The sequence below is a fragment of the Microbacterium lacticum genome (assembly GCF_006716815.1).
GTDB classification, from domain to species: Bacteria; Actinomycetota; Actinomycetes; order Actinomycetales; family Microbacteriaceae; genus Microbacterium; species Microbacterium lacticum.
Genome location: NZ_VFPS01000001.1, coordinates 532,599 through 557,982 on the forward strand (window position 1 = coordinate 532,599; position 25,384 = coordinate 557,982).

The 25,384-nt window shown below is 66.8% G+C and carries 30 protein-coding genes, 1 tRNA gene and 1 pseudogene; 11 read left to right on the forward strand and 21 right to left on the reverse strand.

Annotated features, from left to right (window positions below; genetic code table 11):
* The first annotated feature begins 54 nt into the window (after window positions 1-54).
* The 6 genes from FHX68_RS15680 to FHX68_RS02555 are packed head-to-tail and all read left to right on the forward strand — an operon-like array spanning window position 55 to window position 4,127.
* On the forward strand, window positions 55-255 hold the full coding sequence (locus tag FHX68_RS15680; RefSeq protein WP_255314041.1) for a UBP-type zinc finger domain-containing protein: 201 nt from the start codon (window positions 55-57) through the stop codon (window positions 253-255).
* Window positions 252-2,006, forward strand: coding sequence for an FAD-dependent oxidoreductase (locus FHX68_RS02535; protein ID WP_141381316.1), 1,755 nt, complete (start codon window positions 252-254; stop codon window positions 2,004-2,006). The genes FHX68_RS15680 and FHX68_RS02535 overlap by 4 nt, the downstream gene beginning before the upstream one ends.
* Window positions 2,003-2,869 (forward strand): alpha/beta fold hydrolase, encoded by an 867-nt coding sequence (locus FHX68_RS02540; RefSeq protein WP_141381315.1) that lies wholly within the window; start codon window positions 2,003-2,005, stop codon window positions 2,867-2,869. The genes FHX68_RS02535 and FHX68_RS02540 overlap by 4 nt, the downstream gene beginning before the upstream one ends.
* 38 nt (window positions 2,870-2,907) lie before the next feature.
* Entirely contained in the window at window positions 2,908-3,357 is a 450-nt protein-coding gene (locus tag FHX68_RS02545) for an Hsp20/alpha crystallin family protein (RefSeq protein WP_141381314.1), read from the forward strand.
* Window positions 3,358-3,411: 54 nt separating this feature from the next.
* Complete coding sequence (locus FHX68_RS02550) at window positions 3,412-3,603, forward strand: hypothetical protein (protein WP_141381313.1); 192 nt, start codon at window positions 3,412-3,414, stop codon at window positions 3,601-3,603.
* Entirely contained in the window at window positions 3,600-4,127 is a 528-nt protein-coding gene (locus FHX68_RS02555) for a general stress protein (RefSeq protein WP_141381312.1), read from the forward strand. The genes FHX68_RS02550 and FHX68_RS02555 overlap by 4 nt, the downstream gene beginning before the upstream one ends.
* 121 nt (window positions 4,128-4,248) lie before the next feature.
* Here the strand turns inward: FHX68_RS02555 and FHX68_RS02560 are convergent.
* Window positions 4,249-4,749, reverse strand: a pseudogene (locus tag FHX68_RS02560) (transposase); the annotation flags it as partial.
* Between the two features lie 308 nt (window positions 4,750-5,057).
* On the opposite strand from FHX68_RS02560, the gene FHX68_RS02565 reads away from it, so the two are divergent.
* The gene (locus FHX68_RS02565) at window positions 5,058-6,365 is read left to right on the forward strand and encodes an ISL3 family transposase (RefSeq protein WP_141920021.1); all 1,308 of its coding nucleotides are present in this window, start codon (window positions 5,058-5,060) and stop codon (window positions 6,363-6,365) included.
* A gap of 291 nt (window positions 6,366-6,656) precedes the next feature.
* Here the strand turns inward: FHX68_RS02565 and FHX68_RS16090 are convergent, their stop codons facing one another.
* From FHX68_RS16090 to FHX68_RS02650, 18 genes are all read right to left on the reverse strand, one after another.
* Complete coding sequence (locus FHX68_RS16090; RefSeq protein ID WP_255314008.1) at window positions 6,657-6,785, reverse strand: hypothetical protein; 129 nt, start codon at window positions 6,783-6,785, stop codon at window positions 6,657-6,659.
* A gap of 238 nt (window positions 6,786-7,023) precedes the next feature.
* Window positions 7,024-7,233, reverse strand: coding sequence for a hypothetical protein (locus FHX68_RS02570; RefSeq protein WP_141379650.1), 210 nt, complete (start codon window positions 7,231-7,233; stop codon window positions 7,024-7,026).
* A 28-nt stretch (window positions 7,234-7,261) separates the two neighbouring features.
* The gene (locus tag FHX68_RS02575; protein ID WP_141379651.1) at window positions 7,262-8,233 is read right to left on the reverse strand and encodes a hypothetical protein; all 972 of its coding nucleotides are present in this window, start codon (window positions 8,231-8,233) and stop codon (window positions 7,262-7,264) included.
* Between the two features lies 1 nt (window position 8,234).
* Window positions 8,235-9,554 carry a hypothetical protein gene (locus tag FHX68_RS02580; RefSeq protein ID WP_141379652.1) on the reverse strand — a complete coding sequence of 440 codons (1,320 nt, stop codon included), beginning with the start codon at window positions 9,552-9,554 and terminating at the stop codon, window positions 8,235-8,237.
* The gene (locus FHX68_RS02585; protein WP_141379653.1) at window positions 9,551-9,919 is read right to left on the reverse strand and encodes a hypothetical protein; all 369 of its coding nucleotides are present in this window, start codon (window positions 9,917-9,919) and stop codon (window positions 9,551-9,553) included. The genes FHX68_RS02580 and FHX68_RS02585 overlap by 4 nt, the downstream gene beginning before the upstream one ends.
* Entirely contained in the window at window positions 9,916-11,028 is a 1,113-nt protein-coding gene (locus FHX68_RS02590) for a hypothetical protein (RefSeq protein ID WP_141379654.1), read from the reverse strand. Before FHX68_RS02590 ends, FHX68_RS02585 begins: the two co-directional genes overlap by 4 nt.
* Entirely contained in the window at window positions 11,028-11,534 is a 507-nt protein-coding gene (locus FHX68_RS02595; protein ID WP_141379655.1) for a hypothetical protein, read from the reverse strand. The genes FHX68_RS02590 and FHX68_RS02595 overlap by 1 nt, the downstream gene beginning before the upstream one ends.
* Window positions 11,535-11,539: 5 nt before the next feature.
* On the reverse strand, window positions 11,540-11,947 hold the full coding sequence (locus FHX68_RS02600) for a hypothetical protein (protein WP_141379656.1): 408 nt from the start codon (window positions 11,945-11,947) through the stop codon (window positions 11,540-11,542).
* A 2-nt stretch (window positions 11,948-11,949) separates the two neighbouring features.
* Window positions 11,950-12,324, reverse strand: a complete 375-nt coding sequence (locus FHX68_RS02605; RefSeq protein WP_141379657.1) for a hypothetical protein — start codon at window positions 12,322-12,324, stop codon at window positions 11,950-11,952.
* Complete coding sequence (locus FHX68_RS02610; RefSeq protein WP_141379658.1) at window positions 12,314-12,646, reverse strand: hypothetical protein; 333 nt, start codon at window positions 12,644-12,646, stop codon at window positions 12,314-12,316. Before FHX68_RS02610 ends, FHX68_RS02605 begins: the two co-directional genes overlap by 11 nt.
* An 18-nt stretch (window positions 12,647-12,664) precedes the next feature.
* Window positions 12,665-14,203, reverse strand: a complete 1,539-nt coding sequence (locus FHX68_RS02615; protein ID WP_141379659.1) for a phage major capsid protein — start codon at window positions 14,201-14,203, stop codon at window positions 12,665-12,667.
* Window positions 14,204-14,205: 2 nt separating this feature from the next.
* Window positions 14,206-15,210 carry a phage portal family protein gene (locus tag FHX68_RS02620; protein WP_170219037.1) on the reverse strand — a complete coding sequence of 335 codons (1,005 nt, stop codon included), beginning with the start codon at window positions 15,208-15,210 and terminating at the stop codon, window positions 14,206-14,208.
* Between the two features lie 312 nt (window positions 15,211-15,522).
* The gene (locus FHX68_RS02625) at window positions 15,523-17,055 is read right to left on the reverse strand and encodes a hypothetical protein (protein ID WP_141920024.1); all 1,533 of its coding nucleotides are present in this window, start codon (window positions 17,053-17,055) and stop codon (window positions 15,523-15,525) included.
* Window positions 17,056-17,356: 301 nt separating this feature from the next.
* Window positions 17,357-18,004, reverse strand: coding sequence for a hypothetical protein (locus tag FHX68_RS02630; protein WP_141379662.1), 648 nt, complete (start codon window positions 18,002-18,004; stop codon window positions 17,357-17,359).
* Between the two features lie 22 nt (window positions 18,005-18,026).
* Window positions 18,027-18,099, reverse strand: a tRNA-Arg gene (locus tag FHX68_RS02635).
* A gap of 32 nt (window positions 18,100-18,131) precedes the next feature.
* Window positions 18,132-18,377: a hypothetical protein gene (locus FHX68_RS02640; protein WP_141379663.1), complete on the reverse strand. Its 246-nt coding sequence runs from the start codon at window positions 18,375-18,377 to the stop codon at window positions 18,132-18,134.
* Window positions 18,374-18,724 (reverse strand): hypothetical protein, encoded by a 351-nt coding sequence (locus FHX68_RS02645; RefSeq protein ID WP_141379664.1) that lies wholly within the window; start codon window positions 18,722-18,724, stop codon window positions 18,374-18,376. Before FHX68_RS02645 ends, FHX68_RS02640 begins: the two co-directional genes overlap by 4 nt.
* A 177-nt stretch (window positions 18,725-18,901) precedes the next feature.
* Window positions 18,902-19,105 (reverse strand): helix-turn-helix domain-containing protein, encoded by a 204-nt coding sequence (locus FHX68_RS02650; protein ID WP_141379665.1) that lies wholly within the window; start codon window positions 19,103-19,105, stop codon window positions 18,902-18,904.
* A 131-nt stretch (window positions 19,106-19,236) separates the two neighbouring features.
* Between FHX68_RS02650 and FHX68_RS02655 the strand changes: the two genes are divergently transcribed.
* Both FHX68_RS02655 and FHX68_RS02660 read left to right on the forward strand, forming a co-directional pair.
* Window positions 19,237-19,827 carry a helix-turn-helix domain-containing protein gene (locus tag FHX68_RS02655; RefSeq protein WP_141379666.1) on the forward strand — a complete coding sequence of 197 codons (591 nt, stop codon included), beginning with the start codon at window positions 19,237-19,239 and terminating at the stop codon, window positions 19,825-19,827.
* A complete protein-coding gene (locus FHX68_RS02660; protein ID WP_141379667.1) occupies window positions 19,802-20,884 on the forward strand; it encodes a tyrosine-type recombinase/integrase in 1,083 nt (360 codons plus the stop codon). Before FHX68_RS02655 ends, FHX68_RS02660 begins: the two co-directional genes overlap by 26 nt.
* A gap of 46 nt (window positions 20,885-20,930) precedes the next feature.
* On the opposite strand, the gene glnA is transcribed toward FHX68_RS02660, so the two are convergent.
* On the reverse strand, window positions 20,931-22,355 hold the full coding sequence (glnA, locus tag FHX68_RS02665) for a type I glutamate--ammonia ligase (protein WP_141379668.1): 1,425 nt from the start codon (window positions 22,353-22,355) through the stop codon (window positions 20,931-20,933).
* A gap of 153 nt (window positions 22,356-22,508) precedes the next feature.
* On the opposite strand from glnA, the gene FHX68_RS02670 reads away from it, so the two are divergent.
* Window positions 22,509-22,910, forward strand: coding sequence for an RDD family protein (locus tag FHX68_RS02670; protein WP_141379669.1), 402 nt, complete (start codon window positions 22,509-22,511; stop codon window positions 22,908-22,910).
* 17 nt (window positions 22,911-22,927) lie between these two features.
* On the opposite strand, the gene FHX68_RS02675 is transcribed toward FHX68_RS02670, so the two are convergent.
* Window positions 22,928-23,638, reverse strand: a complete 711-nt coding sequence (locus tag FHX68_RS02675) for a DUF4191 domain-containing protein (RefSeq protein WP_141379670.1) — start codon at window positions 23,636-23,638, stop codon at window positions 22,928-22,930.
* 161 nt (window positions 23,639-23,799) lie between these two features.
* On the opposite strand from FHX68_RS02675, the gene FHX68_RS15685 reads away from it, so the two are divergent.
* Window positions 23,800-25,374 carry a hypothetical protein gene (locus tag FHX68_RS15685; protein WP_141379671.1) on the forward strand — a complete coding sequence of 525 codons (1,575 nt, stop codon included), beginning with the start codon at window positions 23,800-23,802 and terminating at the stop codon, window positions 25,372-25,374.
* Window positions 25,375-25,384 lie beyond the last annotated feature (10 nt).

Here is a 25,384-nt window from a genome sequence, read left to right on the forward strand (position 1 = left end):
TACGCCGACCCGCACGCTCCCCTCATCCGCCCCGTCCGGCCCCGCACCCCCGGCATGTGTGAGGACTGCGTAGCCGCCGGTACGCGGTGGGTGCACCTTCGGATGTGCCGGACGTGCGGGAAGGTCGGCTGCTGCGACTCATCCCCGATGCGCCACGCCCGCGCGCACGCGTTCACGCAAGGGCATCCCATCGTGCGCTCCCTGGAACCGGGGGAGAACTGGAGCTGGTGCTATTTGGACGAAGCGTACCTATGAGCGACGCTCCCGACCCCTCCGACACCCACCTCCCGCAGACCGAAACCCCCGACCCCTCCGACACCTACCTCCCGCAGACCGAAACCCCCGACCCCGTCGGCGCGTTTCCTCGCCTGTCTGATGAACAGGTCGACGTGCTGCTTGAACGCGGGAGGCGGCGGCGGCTCGCCAAGGGCGAGGTGCTCATCCGACCCGGAGATCACCCCTCGTCGCTGTACGTCGTGCTGGACGGCTACCTGCTGACCACGGATACCGAACCAGCAGACGACCCGCGCCCAGCGGACGAGCCGTCGACGGTGGGCGTGCACGGCCGGGGACGGTTCGTCGGGGATGTGGGGCTGCTGGAAGGGCAGCCCTCGTTCGAGTTCGTGTCCGCCATCGACGCCGCCGAGGTCGCGGAGATCCCCGTGGAGGAACTGGAGGCCATCGTCACCTCCGACCCGCTTCTGGGCGAGATCATCCTGCGCGCCTACCTCATCAGACGCTCCCTCGCCATCGGCGTCGGCGCCGGGTTGCGGGTCGTGGGCTCGTGCTTCTCCCCTCAGACCCGTGAGCTCTTGGACTTCGTCGCCCGCAACCGGCTCCCCCACCGGCTGGTCGACTTGGACAAGGACGAGAAAGCGGAGCAGTTGGTCCGCCGGCTGGGCGCGACGGTAGCCGACTTCCCCCTGGTCATCCTCGGCGGCGCCCGCACGGTGCTGGCCGCCACGCCGGCCCGGCTGGCCGCTGAACTCGGAATGCGACCCCCGGCACCGCCGACGACCTGCGACGTCGTCGTGGTCGGGGCAGGACCCGCCGGGTTGGCATCGGCGGTGTACGCGACGTCGGACGGGCTGTCGGTGTACCTGTGCGATTCGGTGGCAACCGGCGGGCAGGCGGGCACGTCGGCGAGGATCGAGAACTACCTCGGCTTTCCCGCCGGGATCTCCGGTGCCGAGCTTGCGGACCGCAGCGTCCTGCAGGTTCGGAAGTTCGGAGCCACCTTGGAGATCCCCGCTACTGTGATGGAGATCGTCGAGGATGACGACAGGTTACGGGTCGTGTTCGATGACGGCCGTGAGGTGACCTCGGAGGTCGTCGTGCTGGCCACAGGAGTCAGATACCGGTCACTTTCCGCCGCGGGTTTGGACAGGTTCCAGACCTCCAACGTCTTTTACGCCGCGACCGCGCAGGAAGCGCGGGTGTGCGGGGACGCGCCGGTCGCCGTCGTCGGCGGCGGGAACTCCGCCGGCCAAGCGGCGCTGTTCCTTGCCCGCACCTCCTCCCGCGTGTACCTGGTGGTGCGGGCGGCGGAGCTGGAGGCGGGGATGTCACGCTACCTCGTGGACCAGATTCAGAATCACCCCCGCATCGAGGTGCTGCTGTCATCGGAAGTCGTCGACGCGGACGGCGACGGTCGGCTGGAACGAATCACCGTCCGAAGTGCACACGGTGAACTGCGGGAACTTGAGGTCGGGTACGTGTTCGTGTTCATCGGCGCCGTCCCCGCCACCGACAGGCTGACCGTCGGGGTGCAGCGCGATGCCGACGGATACATCCTCACCGGATCGGACGCCGAGCTCGCCGGCTTTCACTCGTCCGGCTCCGCCCGATTCTCGCTGGAAACCACCGTCCCGGGCATCTTCGCAGTCGGCGATGTGCGGCATGGTTCGGTGAAGCGCATGACCTCAGCGGTTGGGGAGGGCGCCAGCGCGGTCGGACAGATCCACGAGTACCTCTCCAAGGGTCGTCACAACCGGGTGGGCGCATGAGGGCGGCGCTCACCTGGCCGCTGCGCCTGGCACGGCGAATGCCGGTCCTTCACATCGCCGCGGAGCGGGGGGAGGGCCCGACGGTCATTCTGCTGCACGGCATCGCCTCCTCATCGGTGACGTTCCATAACGTCCTTCCGCTGCTTGAGAGCACGCGCCGCTGCATCGCCATCGACCTGCTCGGTTTCGGGGAGTCACCTGCCCCCGCCTGGGCGGACTACACCCTCGCCGAGCACGCGGCTGCCATTGAGCGCACGGTGGCATCACTGCGGCTGCGGGAACCGTTCACGGTCGTCGGCCATTCCATGGGCGCGCTCATCGCCGCCCGGTATGCCGCACGTAATCCACGGCGAGTCTCTGGACTCGTTATGGTCAGCCCGCCTATCTACCTCTCCCCGACGGAGATCGGCGATACATTCGAGCGCGCACGAATGAGCTTCTACCTCCGGCTCTACGAGTACCTGCGAACGAACCGAGAGTTCACGCTTCGTAGTGCCGCCCTGGTCCAGCGACTTGTTCCCATCCCGAAGGCCGTGGACATCACCGAACGCAACTGGGAGCCGTTCGTCAAATCGTTACAGCACTCTATCGAGTCGCAGACCACTCTCAGCGATCTCGCTCACGTGAAGGCGCCCGTGGACGTGATCATGGGCGACCTCGACGAGTTCCGGTCAGAAGCCGCGCTGCGCATCGTCGAACGGATGCGGGGCATCCGGGTCCGGCGAGTCCGCGCGACCAACCATCTCATCGGCAAGCGGCTCGCACGGGCTGTCGCTCAAACGGTGCTAACCCAATCTCCCTCAAATATTGCCAAGAATGAGTGGCACTCTCGGGGTGGAGTGCTACAATTGTATTCGTCATAACCACCTGACACCCAATTGAAGAAAGGAAGCAACACAACATGGCAATGTCATTTGATCCTTTCAGCGAGATCGACCGGCTCGCCTCCGTGCTGATCCAGTCTCGCCCGGGACCGCGAGTGATGCCCGTGGACCTTTACCGCGACGGCGACCGCTATATCCTTTCCGCGGACCTGCCCGGGGTGGACCCTGGGTCGGTGGACATCGATGTGGATGGTCAGCTCCTGACCATCCGTGCGCAGCGCTCCGCCGCGCGCGCCGACGGCGCCAAGTGGCTTCTACAGGAGCGCCCCGCAGGCACATACCTGCGTCAGTTCAGCATCGGTGAGGGCGTCGATTCGGCCAACATCTCGGCCTCGTATGAGGACGGTGTGCTGAGATTGGTCATCCCGGTCAGCGAAAGGGCCAAGCCGCGCAAGGTTCAAGTGATGACTCAGAACTCGGCCGCTGATCAGGGCGAGGTTGGCAAGCAACCGATCCAACAGGGCTGACCTCGCGCGCCCCGGAGATTTGGCGTGTACGCAGTGGTCCGGAGAGTGCCTCACATGGTCGAGCATCGGCTCGTCATCAACCAGACTTTACCAGCACGCCGCGTCGCGGCCCACGACAGCGAATCAGGTCGACAAACGCTCGATCCGTCCGCATTGGACGGATTGGGGGTGGACGAACATCTGAAGCGCTCGCCCGCCACACCCAACCACCCTCTCATTCATCGCGTCAATTGGAGTTCACCGTGACTAGCACCGACACACCCGGCGACCCGTCCTCCGCCAGCAGTCCTGAGGAGTTCGAGTACACCGCGGACCCCCGCTGGAAGCAGGCAATTGCGGAATACGCTGACTATGCCAGCGCCCAAGCGGCCGTCGATCGTCTCGCCGACGCAGGTTTTCCCGTCGAGCGCGTCGCCATTGTCGGCTTCGATGTGCGTGTCGTCGAGCATGTTCTCGGTCGTATCACTACAGGCAAGGCCGCGCTTCGTGGCGCGGCCGCCGGCGCCTGGTTCGGTCTCCTCATCGGGTTGCTGTTCGGCCTGTTCGCGCCCGGCTTCGGCTGGTTGGCTATCGTCGCGATCTCCGTCGTTTCCGGCGCGGTGTGGGGCGCGTTGATGTACTTCATCGCGCACCTCACCACCGGCGGGCGACGGGGTTTCGATTCCGTCGAAACGCTCGAAGCCGGCCGGTACGAGGTCCAGGTCGAAGCGCCCTTCGCGCCAGAGGCCGCGCGCCTGCTCGCGGACCAACCCGCCCGGCCCGTCAACTGACCTTTCACGCGTTTTGGCGCCTGACGCATGTCAAGTTCCCAACGGGGCCACCGGTGGATCTCCCTGCCGCGGGGGACTGCCGCGATGGTGTCGTCGACGATGCCGTCCACGTCGTCCGCACCGCGGCGACGAACGTGAACGGGCCGGCGTCGCCGAGGGGGCGGTGGCGGAACTGGTCGACGTGTTCGTCGAGGTCCGCGGCCATCCGGGAGACCTGCGACTTCGACAGCGAGTGGATCCCGAGGGTCTTGACCAGCTTGTCCATCCGGCGGGTCGAGACGCCGGCGAGGTAGCAGTCCGCGACGACCGTGATCAGCGCGGTCTCGGCGCGTTTGCGGCGTTCCAGCAGCCATTCCGGGAAGTACGTCCCTTGCCGCAGTTTCGGGATCTGAACGTCGATGGTGCCGACCCGGGTATCGAGGTCGCGGTGCCGGTAGCCGTTGCGCTGCGTCACCCGGTCGGGTGAGGGCTGGCCCCATTCGGCGCCGACGACGGCGTCCGCGTCCGCGGACAGGAGCGCGTTGATCATCGTCTGCAGTAGGCTGCGCATCAGATCCGGGGACGAATCGGCGAGGGCTTCACCGAGCAGGCGGGCAGGGTCGACAATATGAGGTGCGGTCATCGTGATGATGCCTTTCGAGTGGGATGTGGGAGATTCCTCGAAGGATCACACGGTGACCGCGCCCACGTTCACGACGAGGCCGGCCACCGCGGGCTACACCACCTTATGGGGCACTACTACAGTGCAGGCCCGCAGCTCGTGCCTCCTGCCATCGCTGCGCGTGGGCGGAAGCGGTGAACCACCCTGTCCGAAAACGGCTCTTCACGAACGAGGGTGTAGTCGGTTGAGCGCGTCGGTGGCCGGGTAGGGGTCGAGGTCTCCCGGATGATGGAAGTTCTTCACGCTCACCATCGCCGAAAGACCTCGACGTGCTCCACCCTACGTTCGCGACCCCTGACCTGACGACGTTCTGCCGCCTCGATGAGCTCGGGCTCGTCGCCGTGGGCCAGTTGATCGAGCCGGATCGGGCGACGATCGAGTGCCGGCCAGTCGAGACGGACCCGTGGTGCCGGAGGTGCGGGTCGGAGGGCGTGCCGAGAGACACAGTGACGCGTCGGCTCGCGCATGAGCCGTTCGGGCATCGGCCGACGACGCTGCTGGTGCGGGTGCGCCGGTACCGGTGCGCGCACTGCCGACGGGCGTGGCGGCAGGACATGACGAACGCGGCGGCGCCGCGGGCGAAGATCTCCCGCCTCGGCGTGGAGTGGGCGTTGCGGGGCGTCGTCATCGACCACCTCACCGTGACCCGTGTCGCCGCGGGCCTCGGGGTGTCCTGGAGCGCCGCGAACACCGCGGTGCTCGCCGAGGGCAAGCGCCGACTCATCGAGGACCCTGCCCGGTTCGATGGGGTGACCACGATCGGCGTTGACGAGCACGTCTGGCGTCACACCAGGGTCGGCGACAAGTACGTGACCGTGATCATCGACCTCACCCCAGCCCGTGAGAAGACGGGTCCCGCACGACTGCTGGACATGATCGAGGGACGCTCGAAGGCGGTGTTCAAGCAGTGGCTCGCGGCGCGGCCGACCGAGTGGAGCAAGCAGATCGAAGTCGTCGCGATGGACGGGTTCGCAGGCTTCAAGACCGCCGCCGCCGAAGAACTCCCCGACGCCGTCCCGGTCATGGATCCCTTCCACGTCGTCCGCCTCGCCGGCGACGCGTTGGACCAGTGCCGCAGGCGCGTCCAGCAAGACCTGTTCGGGCGCCGCGGGATGAAGAACGACCCGCTCTACAAGGCCCGCCGCACCCTGCACACCGGCGCGGACCTGCTCACCGACCGGCAGCGCGTTCGACTGGACGCGGTGTTCGCGAGTGAGGAGCACGTCGAGGTCGAAGCGACTTGGGGCATCTACCAGCGCATCGTCGCCGCCTACCGGGAGCCCGACAAGAAGAAGGCCAAGGAGATGATGCAGTCCGTGATCGATGCGATCACCACAGGGGTCCCCGCGGCGCTGGTCGAGATCCGCAAACTCGGTCGCACCATGACACAGCGTGCCGTCGACATCCTCGCGTTCTTCGACCGCCCCGGCACGTCCAACGGGCCGACGGAGGCGATCAACGGGCGGCTCGAACACCTCCGCGGCTCAGCGCTCGGCTTCCGCAACCTCACCCACTACATCGCCCGGTCGCTGCTCGAAGCCGGAGGATTCAGACCCGCGCTACACCCTCAATCGTGAAGAGCCCCGAAAACCTGTCCGTTTACTGCCCGTAGCCGTCCGTAAACGTCCAGAGATAGACTGAGCCCCAGACGGCAACCCCCGCCTGGGGCTCAGTAAATCGCTGGTCTCAAGAACCGGAAGTGTGGCTCTGAGGGCCTCCCGGAATCAGACCCCGAAGTACAGCTCGTAGTATCCCGGGCCTGGCGGGCGGTGGCGGGTGCCGTGTCTGCCGCGTGATTCCGCGGTTCCCGCTGTCTCCACGGGCGACGCTAGGGCGCCTCAGTGAGACTTCTGCGGACTTTCTGCGGACTAGCCTCCAAAGCCGCTGAGCATGTCGTCGACGTCGTCGTTGATGCGCTTGTCGATCGCCGCGTTGATGAGAGCTTCCTCTTCCTCGGGGGTGACATCCTCTGGGATCGGAACGTTGATGTTTGTCATGCTCTGAGGCTAGGACCGCCCGCCGACACCGTTGTGTCGCGTCTTGCGGGATGGGGTTGAGGGAGGGCCGCTACGAGGGGTGCGAAATACCCCCGGCTCCTTCCCCGACTATGGACAGGGCCACCATAGCGGCCCTCCCTCAACCCCATCCCGCCCGTCATGCGGCCTCTCTCCTCGCGTCACGCCGCATCCCGACGACTCGCTGAATGTGCGGGGTAAATGCGGGGTGATGCCATCGCTAGAGCTCGGTGAGCTTGTCCACCTCGTCTAGCTTCAGGCCGTAGGACACGGTCACCTTCACGACGTGCGAGGTGGACGAATTCATCACGGGCGGCTGGGACTCGATCTCCACGGAGACGTCGTGGGACTTGCCCTGATCGAAGCCATATGCAGTCGAGACGTAGTCGATGATCTTTTGGTCGTCGATATACCGCTGAATCTTTGCCATGGGCTGAGGATAAGACCGCCCGCCGACATCACGCGGCGTAGACGGACCGCCGGCCGCTCTTCACGTACTGGTTGACGTGGTGGTAGGCGACACCGAGGTCGTCGGCGATCTGCTTCTGCGACATCCCCGATGACATCCACTTGTCGACCTGCGCCTCTTGGAAGGGCGACAGGGCGCGGGACGCAGCGTGCGCGGTCGCTCCGTAGTGGCGCCCCTCGCTGAGGATGTCGGTGAGGTATGACACATCCTCCCGGAAGGCGATCGTCACGATACCCAGGTACTCGTCGAGGTTCATTCGGTGACGGTCTCGCACGTACGCTTCGAGCGCCGGCGGCGGCGTCCATCGCAGGTTCTGTGCGGGGTCTGCGAGCGGCACGTAGTGGTCGGTGAACTGGTTCCGTGCGTGATCAACCCACCCGCTGCGGAGGGTGGTGATCCGCCGCTTCGATGCCGCGGTGCTAATTCCAATGAGCTCGGCGGTCGACGCGTGGGAGAGCTCGTCGAAGTAGCGCAGCGCGATCTGCACCTTGTCACGCTTCTGCAGGAAGACGTAGTAGTCCACGACGGTCGATTGCAGCATCTTCCAGTGAGGGAGCATCGACGGGGCATTCAAGGAGGTGCGGTACTCGGCGTCGGTGTTCTCACCCTCGCCCCCGTGCTCGAACAGGGGATGGTCGTCGAAGCTGACCGCGATGGGGTTCTGCTCGCCGGGCTCGGGGTCCCCGGCCTCGCGACGTCGGTACTTCATGATGGAGCGCTTCACGTCCTCCTTGAGCATCACGTAGAAGGCACCGTCATTGTTGTTGGGGTCCCAGCCGCGGTCTGCGGCGATGCGAGGCCACCGGTCGACGTGTCGCAGGAGCGCGATCGAGGCGACCTGGATCATGTCGTCGACAGTGATCATGCAGTTGCCGCGCCGTTCGAGCCATCCGTACTTGCCGATGATGTGTGCTCGCATCTGCGGCAGGAACTCGGTCACCATGTTCTCGACGTTCGTCATGTCAAACCGTCCCTCGAAACGCGAGATGCAGTTGTTGGTTGGTCTCCCTGATCCTCGAGACCGTCGCAGAGTCCGCGGCGATCAGCACCTGGTCCGCGAGGGCGCGCGCCTGCTCGAGTGCGCGGTCGCCGGAGATGCGGGTGGAGGTGTCTCGGGTGTCTCTGTCGACGGGCATGGTGGCGGCGGAGCGGGCGTGTACGGTCATCTCGCCGGCTGCGGTGTCCCAGTCCACGGACACGATCTCTGCAGTCGTGACACCGGATTTGAGGTGCATCTCGACGAGCGTCCCTGGTGCGACGTCGAGTGCGATGCGGGCTGTGATGGTGATGTCGTGCCCGCGGCGGTACGCGCGCGCTGCGATGCTTGCGGCGATGTTGCCGGAGGGCTCGAGGGAGTTGGCGGGGATCACGCGGCCGCGCGAGCGGTTGCCGCCCTCCGCGGAGTGGCGCCAGGTGCGCGTCTCGCTCAGCGATCCGCTCTCCCCGGTCACGACGATGGTGTCCGCCCAGTCCCCGTCCCGAGTGATCGTCTCTTGGTAGTCGGTGATGATCGGGTCGACGCCGTCGGGCACGTCTTCGTGGGACGCCCACCGGTGGGTCGTGGGAGCGCCGGGGAAGACGGGCGGGTGGTCTCGGTCGCAGATGAACCATCCGACCCCCCACGCGTCAAGGAGGCGGCATCCGGCGGAGGAGAGCTCAGTGTCGATGAGCTGGGCGAAGGATGCGCCCTGCGGGGCGGGGAACTGGGCGTCCATCCCGACGCGTGTGAGCGTGGAGTAGAGAGGCACGTCGCGCGCAGCGCTCGCCAGCGCGTCCGCGGCGGTCGTGGTCGTGGGTCCGAAGGTGAGGGTGAGCAGCGCGTCGACGTACTCGCCAGCGTTACGAGCAGCCGCGAGGACACGAGAGATCTCGTATCCCGAGGCGAGGCGCCCCGTGTCTTCGAGGACGAGCCGGTCGTCGACCATGGTCTCCCCGCCGCCGAGGTTGAGGGTGATGCTGTTGAGGGTGCGGGTCGCGTTCCGGACAAACATCGACGCCCATTCGTCGGAGTTGTCCGTGACGTGGGGGAGGCGGCCGAGCAAAGTGCCGTCGACATCTTGCTGGCGGATCTTCCACCGGACCTGCCCGCGCAAGTGGGGGTCCACGGCGCGCGCGTCGAGGAGCGCCCACGTGGCGTTGTTGACGGGGCCGAGTTCGATGACCGCGGACGTGAACGGGACGCGGTCGAGGTGCGCGGAAGGTTTGATCGCCGTTACGGGCAGGTCGAGCCAGGTTGCCCCGGACCTGACCTGAGCTTCGTATTCGTAGGTGACGGAACTCATCCGAGCACCTCTCTCCACGGGAGGCTCACAACCCACGACCCGACGTCCTGCGCGACGGTGATGTCGCCGCCCGTGACGACGAACCGGCCGGCGAGCTCGGGAGGGTTGACGGGCGACATCCCGAACTCGGAGGGGGTGGAGAAGAAGTCGCGCGCGGCGTGCGCGGCGGTGATACTCGGGAGGCGGAGCTTCATCGTGCCGGCGCTGGGACGCGGCGGGCGGAGCGTGTACAGCGTCATCGACGACTCGAGCAGCTGGTGTTCGATGGTGCGCACGGTGCGCACTGAGGACCAGGGAGACTCAACGGTCGACACGACGAGTTGGTCGCTGGGCCCCGCGTACGGGTAGCGGGTGAAAGTGGTCACGGGATGTACCTCGTCGCGTTCTCTGCCTGCACGGCCTTGATCTCCGCGTACTTCTGTTTGGGTGTGTAGTTGTCCCAATCGGATGTGTCGACGTGGAGCTTGATGGTCTTGTCCGCGATCCGGCGTTTCTCGATCGCGTCGATGTCTTCGTACGCGGTCTTCGTGTTCGCGTCGACGACGATCTCCTTCCCATCGGGAAGACGCATGATCGCGTTGCCGAGGTCGTCGGTCTCGCCGGTGGCTTCACCGACACTGGTCGCGTACTCGTAGGTCAGCTTCGCCGCGAGCTTCGCGGCGTCCCCGCCGTTCAGGTAGCCCTCCATCGTGCCCTTGAGGGCCGACTCGAGTTCGAGCGCGCGGCCGCTGGCGACGTCGGTCGTATTCGCGCCTTCCTCAAAAGCGGCCCAGAGCCCATCGAGTTTGTCGCCTCCCGATGCGAGAGCGTCGATCACGTCGGCGACGTCCTGCCCGGAAACCTTCGCGATGTCTTGCGCCTGCTTCAGCTTCTCGGTGTCGCTCGTCCACTGCGCGACGCGTTCGGTGTACCCGGCATTGTCGAGCGCTCCCTGCACGTCGTACGCGAACTGGAACGCACTATCGCGGGCTTCGTCGGCCGCCTCGCCGGCGTTGGTGAAGGCTTCGGTGATGACGCCGATACCGGCCGCGGCGGCTGCTGCAGCGCCACCGAGGGCGGGGCCGAGTCCTTGGGTGAGGCCACCGAGAGTGCCCTGCACGAGGTCGCCGACAGACTCCATCGACCCGTTGAACGAGGAGGTCACTTCGGACAGGTTCGCGAGGGTCTCGTCCTTGAACTCCTTCCCCGCTTCGCCTGCTTTGCCCATCCCGTCACGGGCAGAGTCCTTCGCTTCGCGGTAGGCGCGCTTGTACTCCTTCTCGATCGCGTCGGCGGTGTCCTTCGTCTCCCGCTCGAGCCTCTTCGTCTCGTCCTGCGCATCCTTCATCGCCCGTTCGAGCTCTTCCGGCCCGCGCGACTTCCCCAGCTTCAGGAGTTCGTCTTGCGCATCCTCGAGCGGGGCGATGATCCCCGAGTCGATGCCCTGCTTGAACGCCTTCGTCTCGGAGTTGATCCCGACGGTGTAACCAGCCATCAGCGACCCGCCTTCTCGAACGTCTCCGCCACAGTCCGGTACGCGGTCTGGAACCACAGCGACGCGACACGAGGGATCGATTCGTGCGCGGCAGGGAAGAACACTTTGCCCTTGCGGATCGGGTGGCCGAACGCGTTACCCATCCGCCGCGTGTAGACCTTGTTCGGGCCGCGACCGGAGCGCTGCTTGATCTGCTTCCCCTCGAACCCGCCGAACTCCGCCGGCCCCGCAAGCTTCGACACCGGGACACCGGAAGACAGCTTCCCGACCTGCGCGGACTTGATCATCACGTTCTGATCGGTGACGGACACGCGCGCCGAGTCGACGAGGACACGGTTCTGCAACCGGGTGCCGGTGTGCTGCGCGATCTCCGACTTCCACAGGGGTGCCGCCTGCTGACGGGTGTGGGTGCGGATCTGCTTCCTCACGTCCGCGTCCATGCCGCGCACCGCCTCCACGAGCACGCGCATGTCGTGGGAGACGAGAAGCGAGATCCGCCCCGCCATGAGAGTTACGCCCCGGCGCTGAAGTCGGGCTGACCGTTCACGCCGAGGTTCAGGGTCGCCGTGTTGACCTGCTTCGACGCGCCGCCGATCTGCGACGGCTGGAACACGACCTCGACGGTGATGACCTCCGCGCCGGTCTGCGGGGTGAACTCGATGATCTTGGTCTCCCCGGCCCACTCGATGCTCTTGCGGGACAGGGAGCCCACGGACGCCCAGTCCTGGTCGAACGTGATCTGCACCATCCACGTCGTGTCGCCGACGAGGGACTGCACACCGCCGCCGATGTCGACGCGCTGCTCGGTCTGCGTGGTCGGGACGAGCGCGAAGCTCGACACGCCCTTCGTGAAGTTGTCGGCACCGATCTTGATGACACCGGACTTGTTGTACGTAGCGACGTTGGGAGCGTCAGCCATGATCAGGCCTCCTCAGGCTCAGGGTTGGTGATGACGGAGAGGGAGATGTCCCACCCGAAGTAGTTCTGATTGGGGGAGATGACCTTCTCGGCCGACTCGAAACGGATCTGATCGTGCGCGTCGATTTCGGTGAGAAGGACGGTCACAGAGTCGTCGAGGGAGTCCTCAGCGGTCGCGATCGTCTGCAACGGTGAGAACACGGACAGGACGACCGTGTGCCGCAACTGGCCGACGCTGCCCTCCTCGAGCGGTTCGATGCGCGAGTGCTTCGTGATCACGGTGATCTTGCCGATCACGTCGGGCACACGCTGCTCGCTGATCCACTCCCACCCGGCCGGGACCGTGAGAGTCTCCTTGAGCCACGACCTAACGGACACTGATGCGCCCCCGCTTCGGTCGGATCAGGTTCTTCACATGCCAGTCGAGGGGGTACGTGGTGATCGCGTACCCTTCCCCGTCGCCGATCTGCCCGCCCCCGTCGACCGTGATCGCACGGTGAATGTTCTGCGCCTGACGGAGTTGAGCGAGCGCGAGACGCTCAGGGATGCCACCCTCAACCGGGGTGCCGGCGGGGGCGTAGATGATGACCTGCTCCTTGGCGACCTCGAGCAGGGTCGTCAGGACTGCTCCGTCGAGCGTGCCCGCATCGGGCCACACGTCGAAGAGTCCTTCCGACCCTGTAAGCCACCAGGTATCCATCGTCTACGCCCCTACCGGTCAGGCCGCGACGGTGACGGAACGGATCGCCGCAGTGTTCGCGGTGATCTGCGCCCAGTACGCGAACACGGCCGGGTCGAACGCGCCGTGGTGAGGGTCGATGCCCTCGACGCGGATGGGAGCGCCGGGGAGCTGGAAGAACTGGATGGCTTCCTTCGCGCCGACCATGACCTTGCCGGTACCGATCGTGGCGGGCAGGATCTTGAACCCGGATGCGCTGCCCTCCTCGAGACCGAACCCTGCGGACAGGTATGCGAGGACGTCGTCCTTCGGGCTGAGGATGATGTCGCGCCACAGCTCGGGAGACACCAGCGCGAACGCCGGAGTGTTCTCCGTCCCGATGACTCCGAGCGCACCGTCGACGACAGCGGCCAGGCCCTTGGCGATCCCGGCGGGGACGGTGCCGGGGGCGGTCGTGGTCGCGGCGGCGATGATCGCGGCGAGGGCCTTCGCGTCGAGCTTGCGGGCGGTGTCCTCGGTCATGTGGTCGAAGTACGACGCGATCACACCGTTGTCGTTGAAGTCGAGATACTTCCGGTCGATCTTGTGACCGCCGGCGATGCGCGCGGCATCCGCGGTCAGCGGCTTCGTGTCGACCGCGTTCGACGGGATCTCCGCCGTGTTGCCGGCGTAGTCGCCTACCTCGGGCTCGACATCCCACTGCCAGCCCAGCACCTTGTAGCTGGTGAGGGTGCCGGGGGTGAGGAGCGGGATGAACCGCTGCGCGTACTTCCGGCGCTTCCACAGTTCACCGACGTAGGCGGGGATCTCAGTGTCGGCTCCGATGGTCTTCGTCGTCGGGCCGGAGTGCTGGACCGTCGAGATCGCGAACAGGGCGTCTCCGCCGGTGTACGCCTTCACAGCGTCGGGGTTGCCGGACTTCACAGCGGCGACCGCGGCGAACAGTCCGTCGGCGGTCGTGGTGTCCTTCTTGATCGCCGGGGGCACGAGACCCGCCGGGACCGTGGCTGCCTGAGCAGTCATGTCTTCCTCCTTCTCGGGCTCGTCGCCCTCGGGGTTATCCGTCGCGGCGGGCGCCTCGTCGGGGGTATCAGTGACCACGTCGGCCACAGCTTCGATGAGGTCGTCGACGGCCTCTTCGATCGGGTCGAGAGCGGCGAACAGTGCAGCGGATTGGAACGCGCCCTGAGGGACTACAGCAGCGCCTCGCAGAGCGGATGAGACGGCGTCAGCGCCCCGGCGGACCAGGCCGCGCAGTTCGGCGCTCAGGCGGGGGCGTGGCGTCTGCTGAGCGGCGGCGAGCAGCTGGTCACCCTCAGGGGTCTTCGCGATCTCGAACTCCGCGACGACACCCTCCGCGGTCTCCTCGAGCTCGACCGCGCGGCCTCGGGGCTCAAGCTGATCGTGTGCCTCGTTGAGCGTCACGATCGACGGGTCGGTGGGGAGCGTGACCGTCCCTGCGGAGAACATGACCGGCTCAGTCCCCGACACGTTCGGCGCGGACAACTCGCCATACGGGATCAGTAGGCCGCGGATGCGTCGAGTCTCAACGTTCACGGAGAAGAATGCGTCGGTCATGGTCAGTCTTCCTTCGGGGTTCGGACGGGCTCAGCGACCACGTCGACGAGCGACGACATGTCGTAGCGGATGACTTCACCGGCCGGCGCGACGTCATCCATCGACAGGCGCGCTTCGATCGGTGACGTCCATGCGGGGATCGACAGAGCCGCGAACTCGCTGCGCTTTCCCTCGGTTGTGACGTAGGTGAGTGACGCTTGGGTTTGCGCGCCGTCGATGAGGCTCGCGGGAATGTTCAACAGGCGGGCGACGTCGAGGACAGCAGCGTTCCGACCCTCGACGAACAGGTCCGTGGAGGACTGCCCGTGAGTCTTGACCTCGATGTTGTGGGGCGTGTACCCGACGGCACCGTTCGGCGACAGGCGGGCCGCTGACCACTCGTCGACGAGACGCTGGATCTCGTCCTCTTCCTCCTCGTCGGTGCCGTCAGTGAGAGGGTCGTCGCTGGTCTGGTGCAACTCGACGAGGGGGATCGGGTTCTGCGCGCGGCCGATCCATGAACGCTCGAGCGCCCGGTAGCCCTTGATCGTCTGCGCACCCGACATGAGGATGCCGCCGGACCCGTTGCCCGGGAAGATGATGATCTGTGAGGCGTCGACCTGCTCACCGTCGACGTGGACGACACCGGTGAAGTCGTCGACCGCCCACCGTTCGAACGGGATGCGGAGAGCGTCGGTGATCGGGTCTGTCGGGTCGGACCCTGCCCGGGAGACAGCCCACGCGGACCAGTCGTAGAAGATCAGATCATCGATCGTGCCGGCCATGCGATGCCACGGTGAGATCCCGCTGCCCGCGCTGTTCAGCAGCCACGGCGACGGGACCTTCACGTCGTCGCGCCACTGCTGCAGTTCCATCCCGGCGATGACGCCGACGAGGATGTCACGCCCACGCTTGAGCGGCGGGATCGATAGTGCGCTCTCACGCGTGACCTCAGCGACCTCACCCGCGAAGTACTCCGAGAACACGAGGCGCGACATCTGCGACGTCGACCCGGCCAGCGGAGACACCAGAGGGGCACCAGCGAACGGCGTCGACAATGCTCGCTCCGTCACCCGAAGCGAGCGTGTCATCCTGTCGAGAAGTCCCATCCCGTCCAGGTTCGACCCGGTTTATCGGGAAGTGAGCGGGTATTCAGCGCGGCGTGTTGCGGTAGTAATGCAGGGCCGTCGTCGCCTGCCGAGCACCCGGATGCGCCCGCCGTTCATGCTCCCGCGCCGCCTCCCACCCTTCACGCCTCGTGAACCGGAACGCCGTCCAGAAGTCACAATCCGCGCACCTCACGACTACCCCCGAAGAGGACACGTCGAGGCTGATGCGCTTCACGCTGCGACCCGCCCCCGCGCCCGAGACTTCGGTTTCGTCGTGTCGTAATGCAGTTGCGCCATAGCCCATGCTTCAACCCCCGTCACATCATCATTCGGTTGCTTCGGGTTGCGGCCCACCAGCCATCCACGATCACCCGACTTACGCTTCACGGACTTGTAGATCGCCTCATTGAGCTCGACCTGCCGACCCCAGTGGGCGACGTTCTCCCGGTCGACGTCATCGACGATCAGGGACGCAGCCCGCTTCACGTCCGCGAACGTGTACGTCTCGAACCTCGGCCGCACACCACCGCGCTGCTGGTTCACCTTCTCGACGATCAACTGCGCCACCTGGTTACCCGCGTCGTACACGATCGGGACCTTGTACTTCGCCCACAGCTTCCTGAGCGCCGGCACCGCCCCGTCTATCCCCGTGATCCGCTCGAGGAGCATCGGCACCGCCCGCCCCTTCTCATCCCGCCACGCGGCGACGATCGACACGCACAACTGGTCAGGGTGCGGGGCGAAGGCGATAGACCATCGCTCAGGCGGCGACACCTTCCCCGGGTCATCATCCGACCCAGTACGCGCCCACTTGAGCGGGTCGAAGAGGGATGTCGTCCCGCCCTCATCGCCGAAGATCCCGCCGTACTCCGCGAGGAACACGATCCGCGGCAAGGTCTCGTAGTTCCCCCGGATCGTGTCCTCCGTCGTCAACGTCCCGATCCCCGGATGAGAAGCAACCACGAGATCACGGATCGCGTCCCACGTCGCGACGTCCTCGTCCTGCACCGTGTCCGGCATCCCGTACTCGACGATCCCCGCCCGCCCGCCGCGCCCAAGCTCAAGCCACTCCCACAGCATGTTCCCGGTCCGGTACTTGCCCGCCGTGCCCGCCACGACGATCTGCGCGCCCGGGCGTGTGTCCAACGTCGGGAGCGCCGCCGCGAGCGCATCCTGCACCTTCTGCGGGTCCGGCTCTCCCGCCTCATCCAGAATGATCAGGTCGAACGCTTCACCGCGCAGATCCTCGAGCGACGACAGCCACTGCACCATCCCACCCGACGGGAACTCGACACGCTCCTGCCCCGCCGACCTGACGATCTTGTGCTCACCGGGGACACGCTCCAACGCCGGCGCGACATCCTTCATGAAACGGGACCGACCCGCCTTACCCGTCGTCATCGTGAGGACACCGACGCGGTAATCCTCCCGGGCCTCCGCCCGTCCGAGCCCGACCGCGATGAGCGTCGTCGACTTCGCAGACCGCCGGGGGAGGAGCACCGCGTTCTTCTGAGCGCCCGCGGCGAGAGCATCGACCACGACCAGCTGCTGCGGCTTCGGCTCACGGCCGACCATCGCACGCTCACCGAAGAACCGCAGGAGCGTCGCGCCGCGCAGGAACTCAGCACGATCCGCCTCAGTCGTCACAAGCTCCGAGACCACCAACGGCGGCAACGCGCGACCCCGAACCTCAAGCCACTCCGCCTCGTCGAACAAAGATCGTGCTGTGAGGGCCTTGCTGGGGGACGTACCGGGGTCGGTCAAAGGAACGGTCACCATGTAGGTAGTCCTCTCGCGGTGCGGGATTGATGGTGTGTGATGGCTGCGCCGACTCTGCCGCCGGCTGCTCGGTTCTCTCGTCGGTGTTGTGGTCCGAGGTTGGTGAGGTCGTGGGTGCCGCCTCTTCCTGCGTCTACTCGGTGGCCGATGTCGAAGGCTTGGTCGGGGGTGATGGGTTTGCCGCATCCGATGCAGGTGACAGGGATGCCCGCGGTGTGTGCTGCACGGGTGGTCTTCCGGATGATGCGGGCGTTCCGCTGGTAGGTCGGATGCCGGTGATGATGCGTCATGCCGCCACCCGCTTACGCGCCTCACGGTGAGGTTCGCTGACCTTCGAGCACAACCCCCACTGATCGAGTTGCCCACTCACCTGTTGACCGCACACGACGCAACTCTTCGCCCCGGGGATCTCAGCAACCGGCCAACTGGTCACCGGCATAGCATCGAGGACCTCGCCCGTCTGTGCGTTCACGTTCCCGAGATCGTCGTCGAGAACTGTGCTTCCGTATTCAGCCTGTCCTGTCCTGTCCTGTCCTACGTGACCGGCTGGCGTGACAGTGTCACGTGACTGGTCACCCTTGGCCCTCTCTCGGTACGCCTTGGATGTGGCCTTGCTCGCGTTGCGGTTCTTCTGCACTTGTGCTGCGGTCGACTGTCCGAGCCCTCCGAGGTGTGCCTTCTTGGCCCAGTCCTTGAAGGCGTATCCGTCGGGGGTGGGTGCCCATAGGCCGAGGTCTGCGAGCTCCTTGTATGCGGCGGGTTGGGTCTCGCCGGAAGGGTGGAACTGTGAGAGGTAGCGACGCTTGACGACGCCGTCGGTCCCGGCCTCGTTCGACCACGCGATCGCTTTGGTGAACACGCACCAGGCGTCGACGCTCATCTCGGCGAAGCGGGGTTCAGCGATCCACTTGCCGGGTATGCGTCCATCGGTCATCGGGGGCCTCCCTTTCGTTGCGTCCCTCTGGCTGGGTTCGAACCAGCGGCATCCTGACTTAGAAGGTCGGTGCTCTTCCGCTGAGCTACAGAGGGTGGTGGGGGCCGCGGGATGCGACCCCCGGATGTCAGTCGTCAAGTACTTGCAGGTGTTCGTCTACGGCCCGTGGACGGCGCAGACGAACGGTGCGCTTCTCGGCATCCGTAGCGGCGTCGAGGAGGGCTTGGGCGAACGCGCGTGCCTCGTGAGGGAACAGGGCGATGTCGAAGCCGGGCGCCATGACCGTGACGAGCTTGGTCGCGGCGTCGTAGGTGGCGTGACCCTGGTCGATGAGAATGGGCCCTCCCGCGAACCGGGCATCGACGACGGTCACTTGGTCACCTCGGGGAACTCGGGGCGCGTCGGGAACGTGAGGCGTAGCTCGTCGGCGAGGCGCATGAGGGCGAACCGGAAGACGTGGCGGAGGTGACGCTCGGACACACGCCCGTCGTCGTCGACCATGTCGGCGAGAACCTGGTCTACGAACTCGAGGTCGTTGGCGTGGTTCCAGACGAGGGCCGCGTATCTCTCCCCGTGCGCCCTGAACAGCCCCCGCTCAATGTCGGCGGAGCTTGGTACGCTGGTAGCCTCGTTCACGATCGTTCCTTTCGTAGGGTTTCGGTCTTCGCCCTCGACTGAGTTGCAGCTCACGTCGGGGGCATTCTTCTTGGTGGTGGTCACTGCTCGTCCGCCTTCATCTCCGCGGCGAACATGTGGCCCTCTGCTCCCGCACCGAGAGCAGAGGGATGATGGACCTCGCGACTTTCCGGCTGATGCGGATCGTGGTGTCGCCGATCGTGAGAGATCCGTCGCAGTTCGCGAACTGGTACGCGTTGAATGCCTTGCCGGCGGTGCTCATCAGGAAGCCTCCGCGAACGCGTCCTCGATGAACTTCTCGAGGTCGGACGAGCGCACGCACACGCGGCCTCCGAGCTTCGCTGCCTTCAGCTGCTTTGTGTTGATGAGCCAGCGGACGCTGTCGACGGAGCGACGGAGACGCTCCGCCACCTCGGGTACGAACAGGATGTCCGGCAGCACCTCGCCGATTGCGGTACGGGTCATGATCGAGACTCTCATTTCTAGTCGTTGCTGACTTCCTTCTGGAGTCGACCATACACCACAATCCCGAGTCGAAAGCAACTAGCAATGCGTGTTCACTAGAACTGAGCGTCGGCAACCACTAGGGTTGACGCATGCTTACGGATGAACAGATAGGCCGGAATCTCGCCGCATGGCGCGGGGACCGGAGCCAGAAGGACCTCGCAAGTGCGATGAGAGAGCTCGGCTTCAAGTGGTCGCAGGCGACGGTATGGAGCATCGAAAAGGGCGAACGCCCGCTCAGACTCTCTGAGGCAGAAGCGCTTGCGCAGGTGATGGGTCGGAGCAACCTCCACCTCTTGTCGAAGAGCGACGCCGCATCCGACGCCTTCGCTGCAGGGTCCGCAGCCAGAGACGCCTACGAGACGCTCCTGGCGAGCCTCAAAGCATTCGATGCTGCTCGGGTCAACCTCGCCTTCTCCCTGGACGCCGTAGCACCCGAGGATCAGACGGGATTCTTGCGAGAGCTCGGGGACTGTTGGATTGGAACGAGTGTCGAGGACGTCCTCGAGGAGTACCGAACGGAAAGCCTCGCGGACTCGGTTCGGGAACAGTTGCTATCGGGAACGACAGACGAGGATCTGGAAGACATCGAAGAACGGCAGCGAGGGACGTGGATCGCGCGGCTCAGCGAGGTCAACCGAGGGGTTCAGAGCGCCGATGGCGAGCGTCAAGCAGAGGCCTGACGGCGTCTGGCGGGCCCGCTACCGGGGCCCGGACGGCCGTGAGTACTCGAAGCACGCGAAGCTGAAGCGCGACGCTCAGGCATGGCTCGACGACGCGATCGGCGCGATGAAGGCTGGCACGTGGGTCGACCCTTCGACGTCGAAGATGACGGTCGGGGAGTGGCTCGACAAGTGGACCGCCGGGTACGCGGGCAACAAGGCGGGGACGGTGAAGTCCGCGGCCGTGCACGTGAAGCTGATCCGGGAGAAGTTCGGCACCCGGCAGGTGCGGACGCTTCGCCCGTCCGACGTGAAGGAGTGGATGGCGGAGCTGTCGCAGAAGTACGCCCGCTCGTACGTGTACGCGATCCATCGTCGCCTGCATCAGGTGCTCGAGGATGCCGTGCACGATGGCGTCCTGACCCGGAACCCGGTGTCGAGGCGCACGTCGCCGCCCACGCCCCTGCAACGCCCCTACGTCGCGACGACGGAGCAGGTGTGGGCACTGTACGACGCCCTGCCGAAGGAGTATCGGTCGATGGTGCTCCTGGGTGCGTTCGCGGGCCTGAGGGCGGGGGAGATGGCCGCGCTGACGCGTGACGACGTCGACTGGGACGGGCACTCGATCACCGTGTCAGCGCAGCACGACGACGAGGACCTGAAGTCGGATGCGTCGGCCGGGACGATCCCGGTCCCCGCCGAGCTCACGACGATGCTGCAGGGGGACGCCGGCGTGCGGATGATCGTGCCCGGCGTGTTCGGCCGCGGGGTTACTGCGTGGCAACTCAACCGGGTCTGGTCGGACACTCGGGGCGGCGTCAAGGGTCTGCCCGAGGGCTTCCGTATCCACGACCTGCGGCACTACTTCGCGTCGCTCCTGATCGCTGCGGGCCTCGACATCAAGGTCGTGCAGACGCGGATGCGGCACGCGTCGCCCGTCGTGACGCTGCGCACGTATGGGCACCTGTGGCCAGACACGGATGACACCTCACGGGCCGCGGTCGCCGCGGTCCTGGGTGCGCGAAAGAGCCCCCAGGGTGCGGACCCTGAGGGCTCTCTCGAGGATTCTGCGGACTAAATGCGGACTAGACGCCCGTTTCGTCCCGGAATCATGCGGAATCTGGCTAGACCCCGAAGTACAGCTCGTACTCGAACGGGTGCGGGCGCGCGGCGAGCGGCTTGATCTCGTTCTCGATCTTGTACTCGATCCAGGTCTCGATGAGCTCCGGCGTGAACACGCCACCCGCGAGCAGGAACTCGTGGTCGGCGCGCAGCGCCTCGAGCGAGTCGAGCAGCGAGTTGGGCACCTGCGGGATGTTCTTCGCCTCCTCGGGGGGAAGCTCGTAAAGGTCCTTGTCGACGGGCTCGTGCGGCTCGATGCGGTTCTTGATGCCGTCGAGGCCCGCCATCATCTGCGCGGCGAACGCGAGGTACGGGTTGCCCGAGGCATCCGGCGCACGGAACTCGATGCGCTTCGCCTTCGGGTTCGAGCCGGTGATCGGGATGCGGATCGCGGCGGAGCGGTTGCCGGCCGAGTAGACCAGGTTGACCGGGGCCTCGTAGCCCTTGACCAGGCGCTTGTACGAGTTCAGCGTCGGGTTGGTGAAGGCGAGCACCGCGGGTGCGTGCGCGAGGAGGCCGCCGATGTACCAGCGGGCGATGTCGGAGAGGCCGCCGTAGCCCTTCTCGTCGTAGAAGAGCGGCTTGCCCTCGAGCCACAGCGACTGGTGGGTGTGCATGCCCGAGCCGTTGTCGCCGAAGAGTGGCTTGGGCATGAAGGTCGCGACCTTGCCCCACTGCTCGGCGACGTTCTTGACGATGTACTTGAACTTCAGGATGTCGTCGGCCGCGTGCACCATCGTGTCGAAGCGGTAGTTGATCTCCTGCTGGCCGCCGGTGCCGACCTCATGGTGCGCACGCTCGAGGATCAGGCCCGAGTCGATCAGGTGCAGCGAGATGTCGTCGCGGAGGTCGGCCGTCTTGTCGACGGGGGAGACGGGGAAGTAGCCGCCCTTGAAGGGGGTCTTGTTGGCGAGGTTGCCGCCCTCTTCGGCGAGGCCGGTGTTCCAGGCGCCCTCTTCGGAGTCGACGGAGTAGAAGGAGCTGTTCTGCTTCACTTCGTAGCGCACGTCGTCGAAGATGTAGAACTCCGCCTCGGGGGCGAAGAACGCGGTGTCGGCGATGCCGGTGGAGGCGAGGTACTTCTCCGCCTTCTTGGCGACCTGACGCGGGTCCTTCGAGTAGATCTCACCGTTGCGCGGGTTGTAGATGTCGAAGAGCATGATGAGCGTCTTCGCCTCGCGGAACGGGTCGAGGTACGCGGTGGAGACATCCGGAATCAGCTGCATGTCCGACTCGTGGATGTTCGCGAAACCGCGGATCGACGAGCCGTCGAAGAGCTGACCGACCGTGAAGAACTCCTCGTCGACGGTCGATGCGGGGATATTGAAGTGCTGCTGCACACCAGGAAGGTCCGTGAAACGGATGTCGAGGAACTTGACGTCCTCGTCCTGGATGAACTTCAGCACCTCGGATGAATCTTTGAACATGGAGTCTCCAAGATCGGGTGCGGAACTGAGCTGACGGGATCAGGCTCGCGCTCACGCTAGCGGGGGAGGGTTGCTCCCCAGTATCCCCCGTGTTTCGAGGATGTTACGAGCCCCCCGGCTCGGAGCGCGCGAGGCCGCGGGTAGGCTGATGAAGTGACGGATGCCGCTGCCGAGAACTCCTATCCGGGCGAGCGTCTGGGCCTGCCGTCGGCGGGAAGCGGCAGCATCGCCCGCCCCGGACGACGTATCGCGGCCCTCGCGATCGACTGGGCGTGCGCCGTGATCGTGTCGATCGCGTTCTTCGCCTACGACTCGCTCGCGACCCTCGTGGTGTTCGCGATCGTGCAGATCGTGTTCATCCCGACGCTCGGCGGCAGCCCCGGCCATCGCCTACTCGGCATGCGCGTGCAGCTCGTCACCGGCGGCTGGGTGGGGCTCTGGCGTCCGATCGTGCGGACGGTGCTCCTGTGCCTCGTGATCCCCGCGGTCATCTGGGATGCCGACCAGCGCGGGCTGCACGACAAGGCAGCCGGCACGGTGCTTCTCCGCCGCTGACCGGACCCGCTCGCGGATCAGCGCGGACGCGGCGCCCGCGCGCGCATCGGGTCGACGCCCTTAGGGATCGGCAGCGACGTCACCGACTGCGACACCGAGTCGACGCGCTTGACGACGGCGGCCATGGTGGTGCGGTCGACCTTCTTCGGCAGCGACTTGATCGTCGACGAGAGCTTCGAGATCGGCACGTCGCCCTCGCCGTGACCGACGTAGATCACCTGGATCGGCACACCGGAGGCGACGCGCTGCACCTTCATCTTCTCGTCGTTCACGAGACGGGTGAGGCGCCCGCGCGAGCCCTCCGCGACGAGGACGACGCCGCCCCGGCCGATCACGCGGTAGACCGCGTCCTGCGTCTTCGGGTTGACGCCGACGGGCATGTCGGATGCCACCCAGTTGCGCCCGAGCGAGGTCGAGAGCACGTGGCCCGAAGCTCCCGGCATCCCGTCGAGCTTCTTGTACATCGCGCGCGTCGACAGACGCGTGAGGAGCACCATCGCGCCCAGGATGCCGAACATCAGACCGGTGAGGGCCCAGAGGATGACGCTCCACACCGCGACCGGCGGGATCAGGAAGCCGATGAGCAGCCCGATCGCGACGCCGAGCACGACGATGCCGATGAGCGCCCAGCCCAGCCACGAGAACTCTGCCTTCGTGAACGTGAACAGCGAGCGCAACTGCGCGAAGAATCCGGGGCGCTTCTCGGGCGCGGTACTGCGGGAGGCCATGCAGACAGCCTACCGTCGCGGGCCCCGTCCCACTCACCGGGCCTCGCGCCGGTCGGGGGCGCTCGAGCGGCGCCTCCTCCCCAACGCGCGCCCGAGCGGATCTGTCCACAATCGGGCCGTTCCGTGCTCTGCGCCGCGGCCGGGCGCGCCACACTCGGGGCATGTCCGTCATCGCCCCGATCGTTCTGCTCGACCCGCCCGCGGCGCTCCGGCGGCTGCGCGCCGACGAGGCACCCTACCCGGGCACGCTGCACGCGGGCGACCCGCAGACCGTCCACGTCGACGTCGACCTCCTCCCCGCGGCGGTGTGGCGGTGCCGGCCGGACGGGCACCTGCTCGTGCCGCACGACCTCGCCCGCACCGCGGACGGTCACGCCGCGGTGATGATCCACTGCCCCGAGCGTCTGGTCTCGTTCGTGGGCGCCGCCACCCCGCCCGGCGAGGCCGTGACGATCGCGGTGAGTGTGCTGCGCGCGGCGGAGGAGGCGCGTCGCGCGGGGATCGAGGCGGGTGCGTGGTGGGTGGATGCCGGTGGTCGCCCGGTGCTCGCCGCCGGCGGAGACCGGCGGTGGGCGGGGGACGCCGCCGACCTCCTGGCCGAGCTCGCCGAGCTGATGCGCGCGCAGGAAGCACGGGAGGCGCCGGCCTTGTGGGCGCCGCCGGCATCGCGGGGAGAGCACCGCACCGCTCGCGAGGTCGCCGACGCGCTCGACGATGCGGCGCGGCTCGTGGCGGCGCCCCGTCTGCACGCGGCCAATGTCGCCTCCTGCGAGGAGGCCCTGTTCGCGGCGGCAGCGCCCGAAGCGCTCGCGCGGGCGGCGTCGGACGGCGCGGAGGAGTCGATCGCGCCGCGGCGCGCGGACTCGCTGCGGCGGACGGCGACGCCGGAGGCCGCGGAATCGTGGCTCGCGCGCTTCACCGACGCGGAGTGGGCGGCGCGGGTCGCGGAGGCGCTGCGCTCGCTGGTCGCCCTCCCCGCCCGCATGGGCGAGCGACGACGCGAGCGATCGGTGCGCGCGGCGGGGTCTGCGCGGAGGGGCGGGCGCGCGGCCCGCGCCGCCGATCGGGGTGAGGTCGACGCCCGCAGCCGCCGCGGCGGCGGTGCCGCGCAGCCCGCCGCCGCGACGTCCGCGACGGGCGCGAAGAGACGAGCGCCGCTGCTGATCGCTGCGGCCGTGGGCGCCGTCGTGCTCCTCGGGGGGCTGCTGTGGCCCGAACCCGGGTCGCGCGCCGCCGACGGGGCACCCGTCTCGCCCTCACCCGGCTCCGCGTCGGCCGCCGTCGATCCCGCGGCGACCGCCCCCGCCGACGCGTCTGCCGACCCCGCGACGGAGCCGGCGGCCGGCGATCCGGCGACGCCCGATGCCGTGGTGTCCCCGGCGACGACCCCGCCTTCGGAGGGCGGCGACCTCGAGGAGGCGGCACGTCAGATCGTGCGGGCGGTCGCGGCCTGCACTCCCGAGCCGGAGTCCTGCGCGGTGCTGCGCGAGGATGCCACGGCGGAGCCGCTGTCCGGACTGGTCACGAGCCCCACCGAACCGGTCATCACGCTCGTCGACGAGTACGGCGGGGTCGCCGTCTTCCGGCTCGAGCCGGCCGCGGCCGGCACCGAGCCTCCGACCGAGCCGACCGAGGCAGAGGCGATGGGCAGCGGGGCGGCGCAGATCCTGGTGCTCGTCAGCGTCGACGGAAAATGGCTGATCCGCGACGTGTACGACGTCGCGGATCAGCCATGACCGGGTGGGA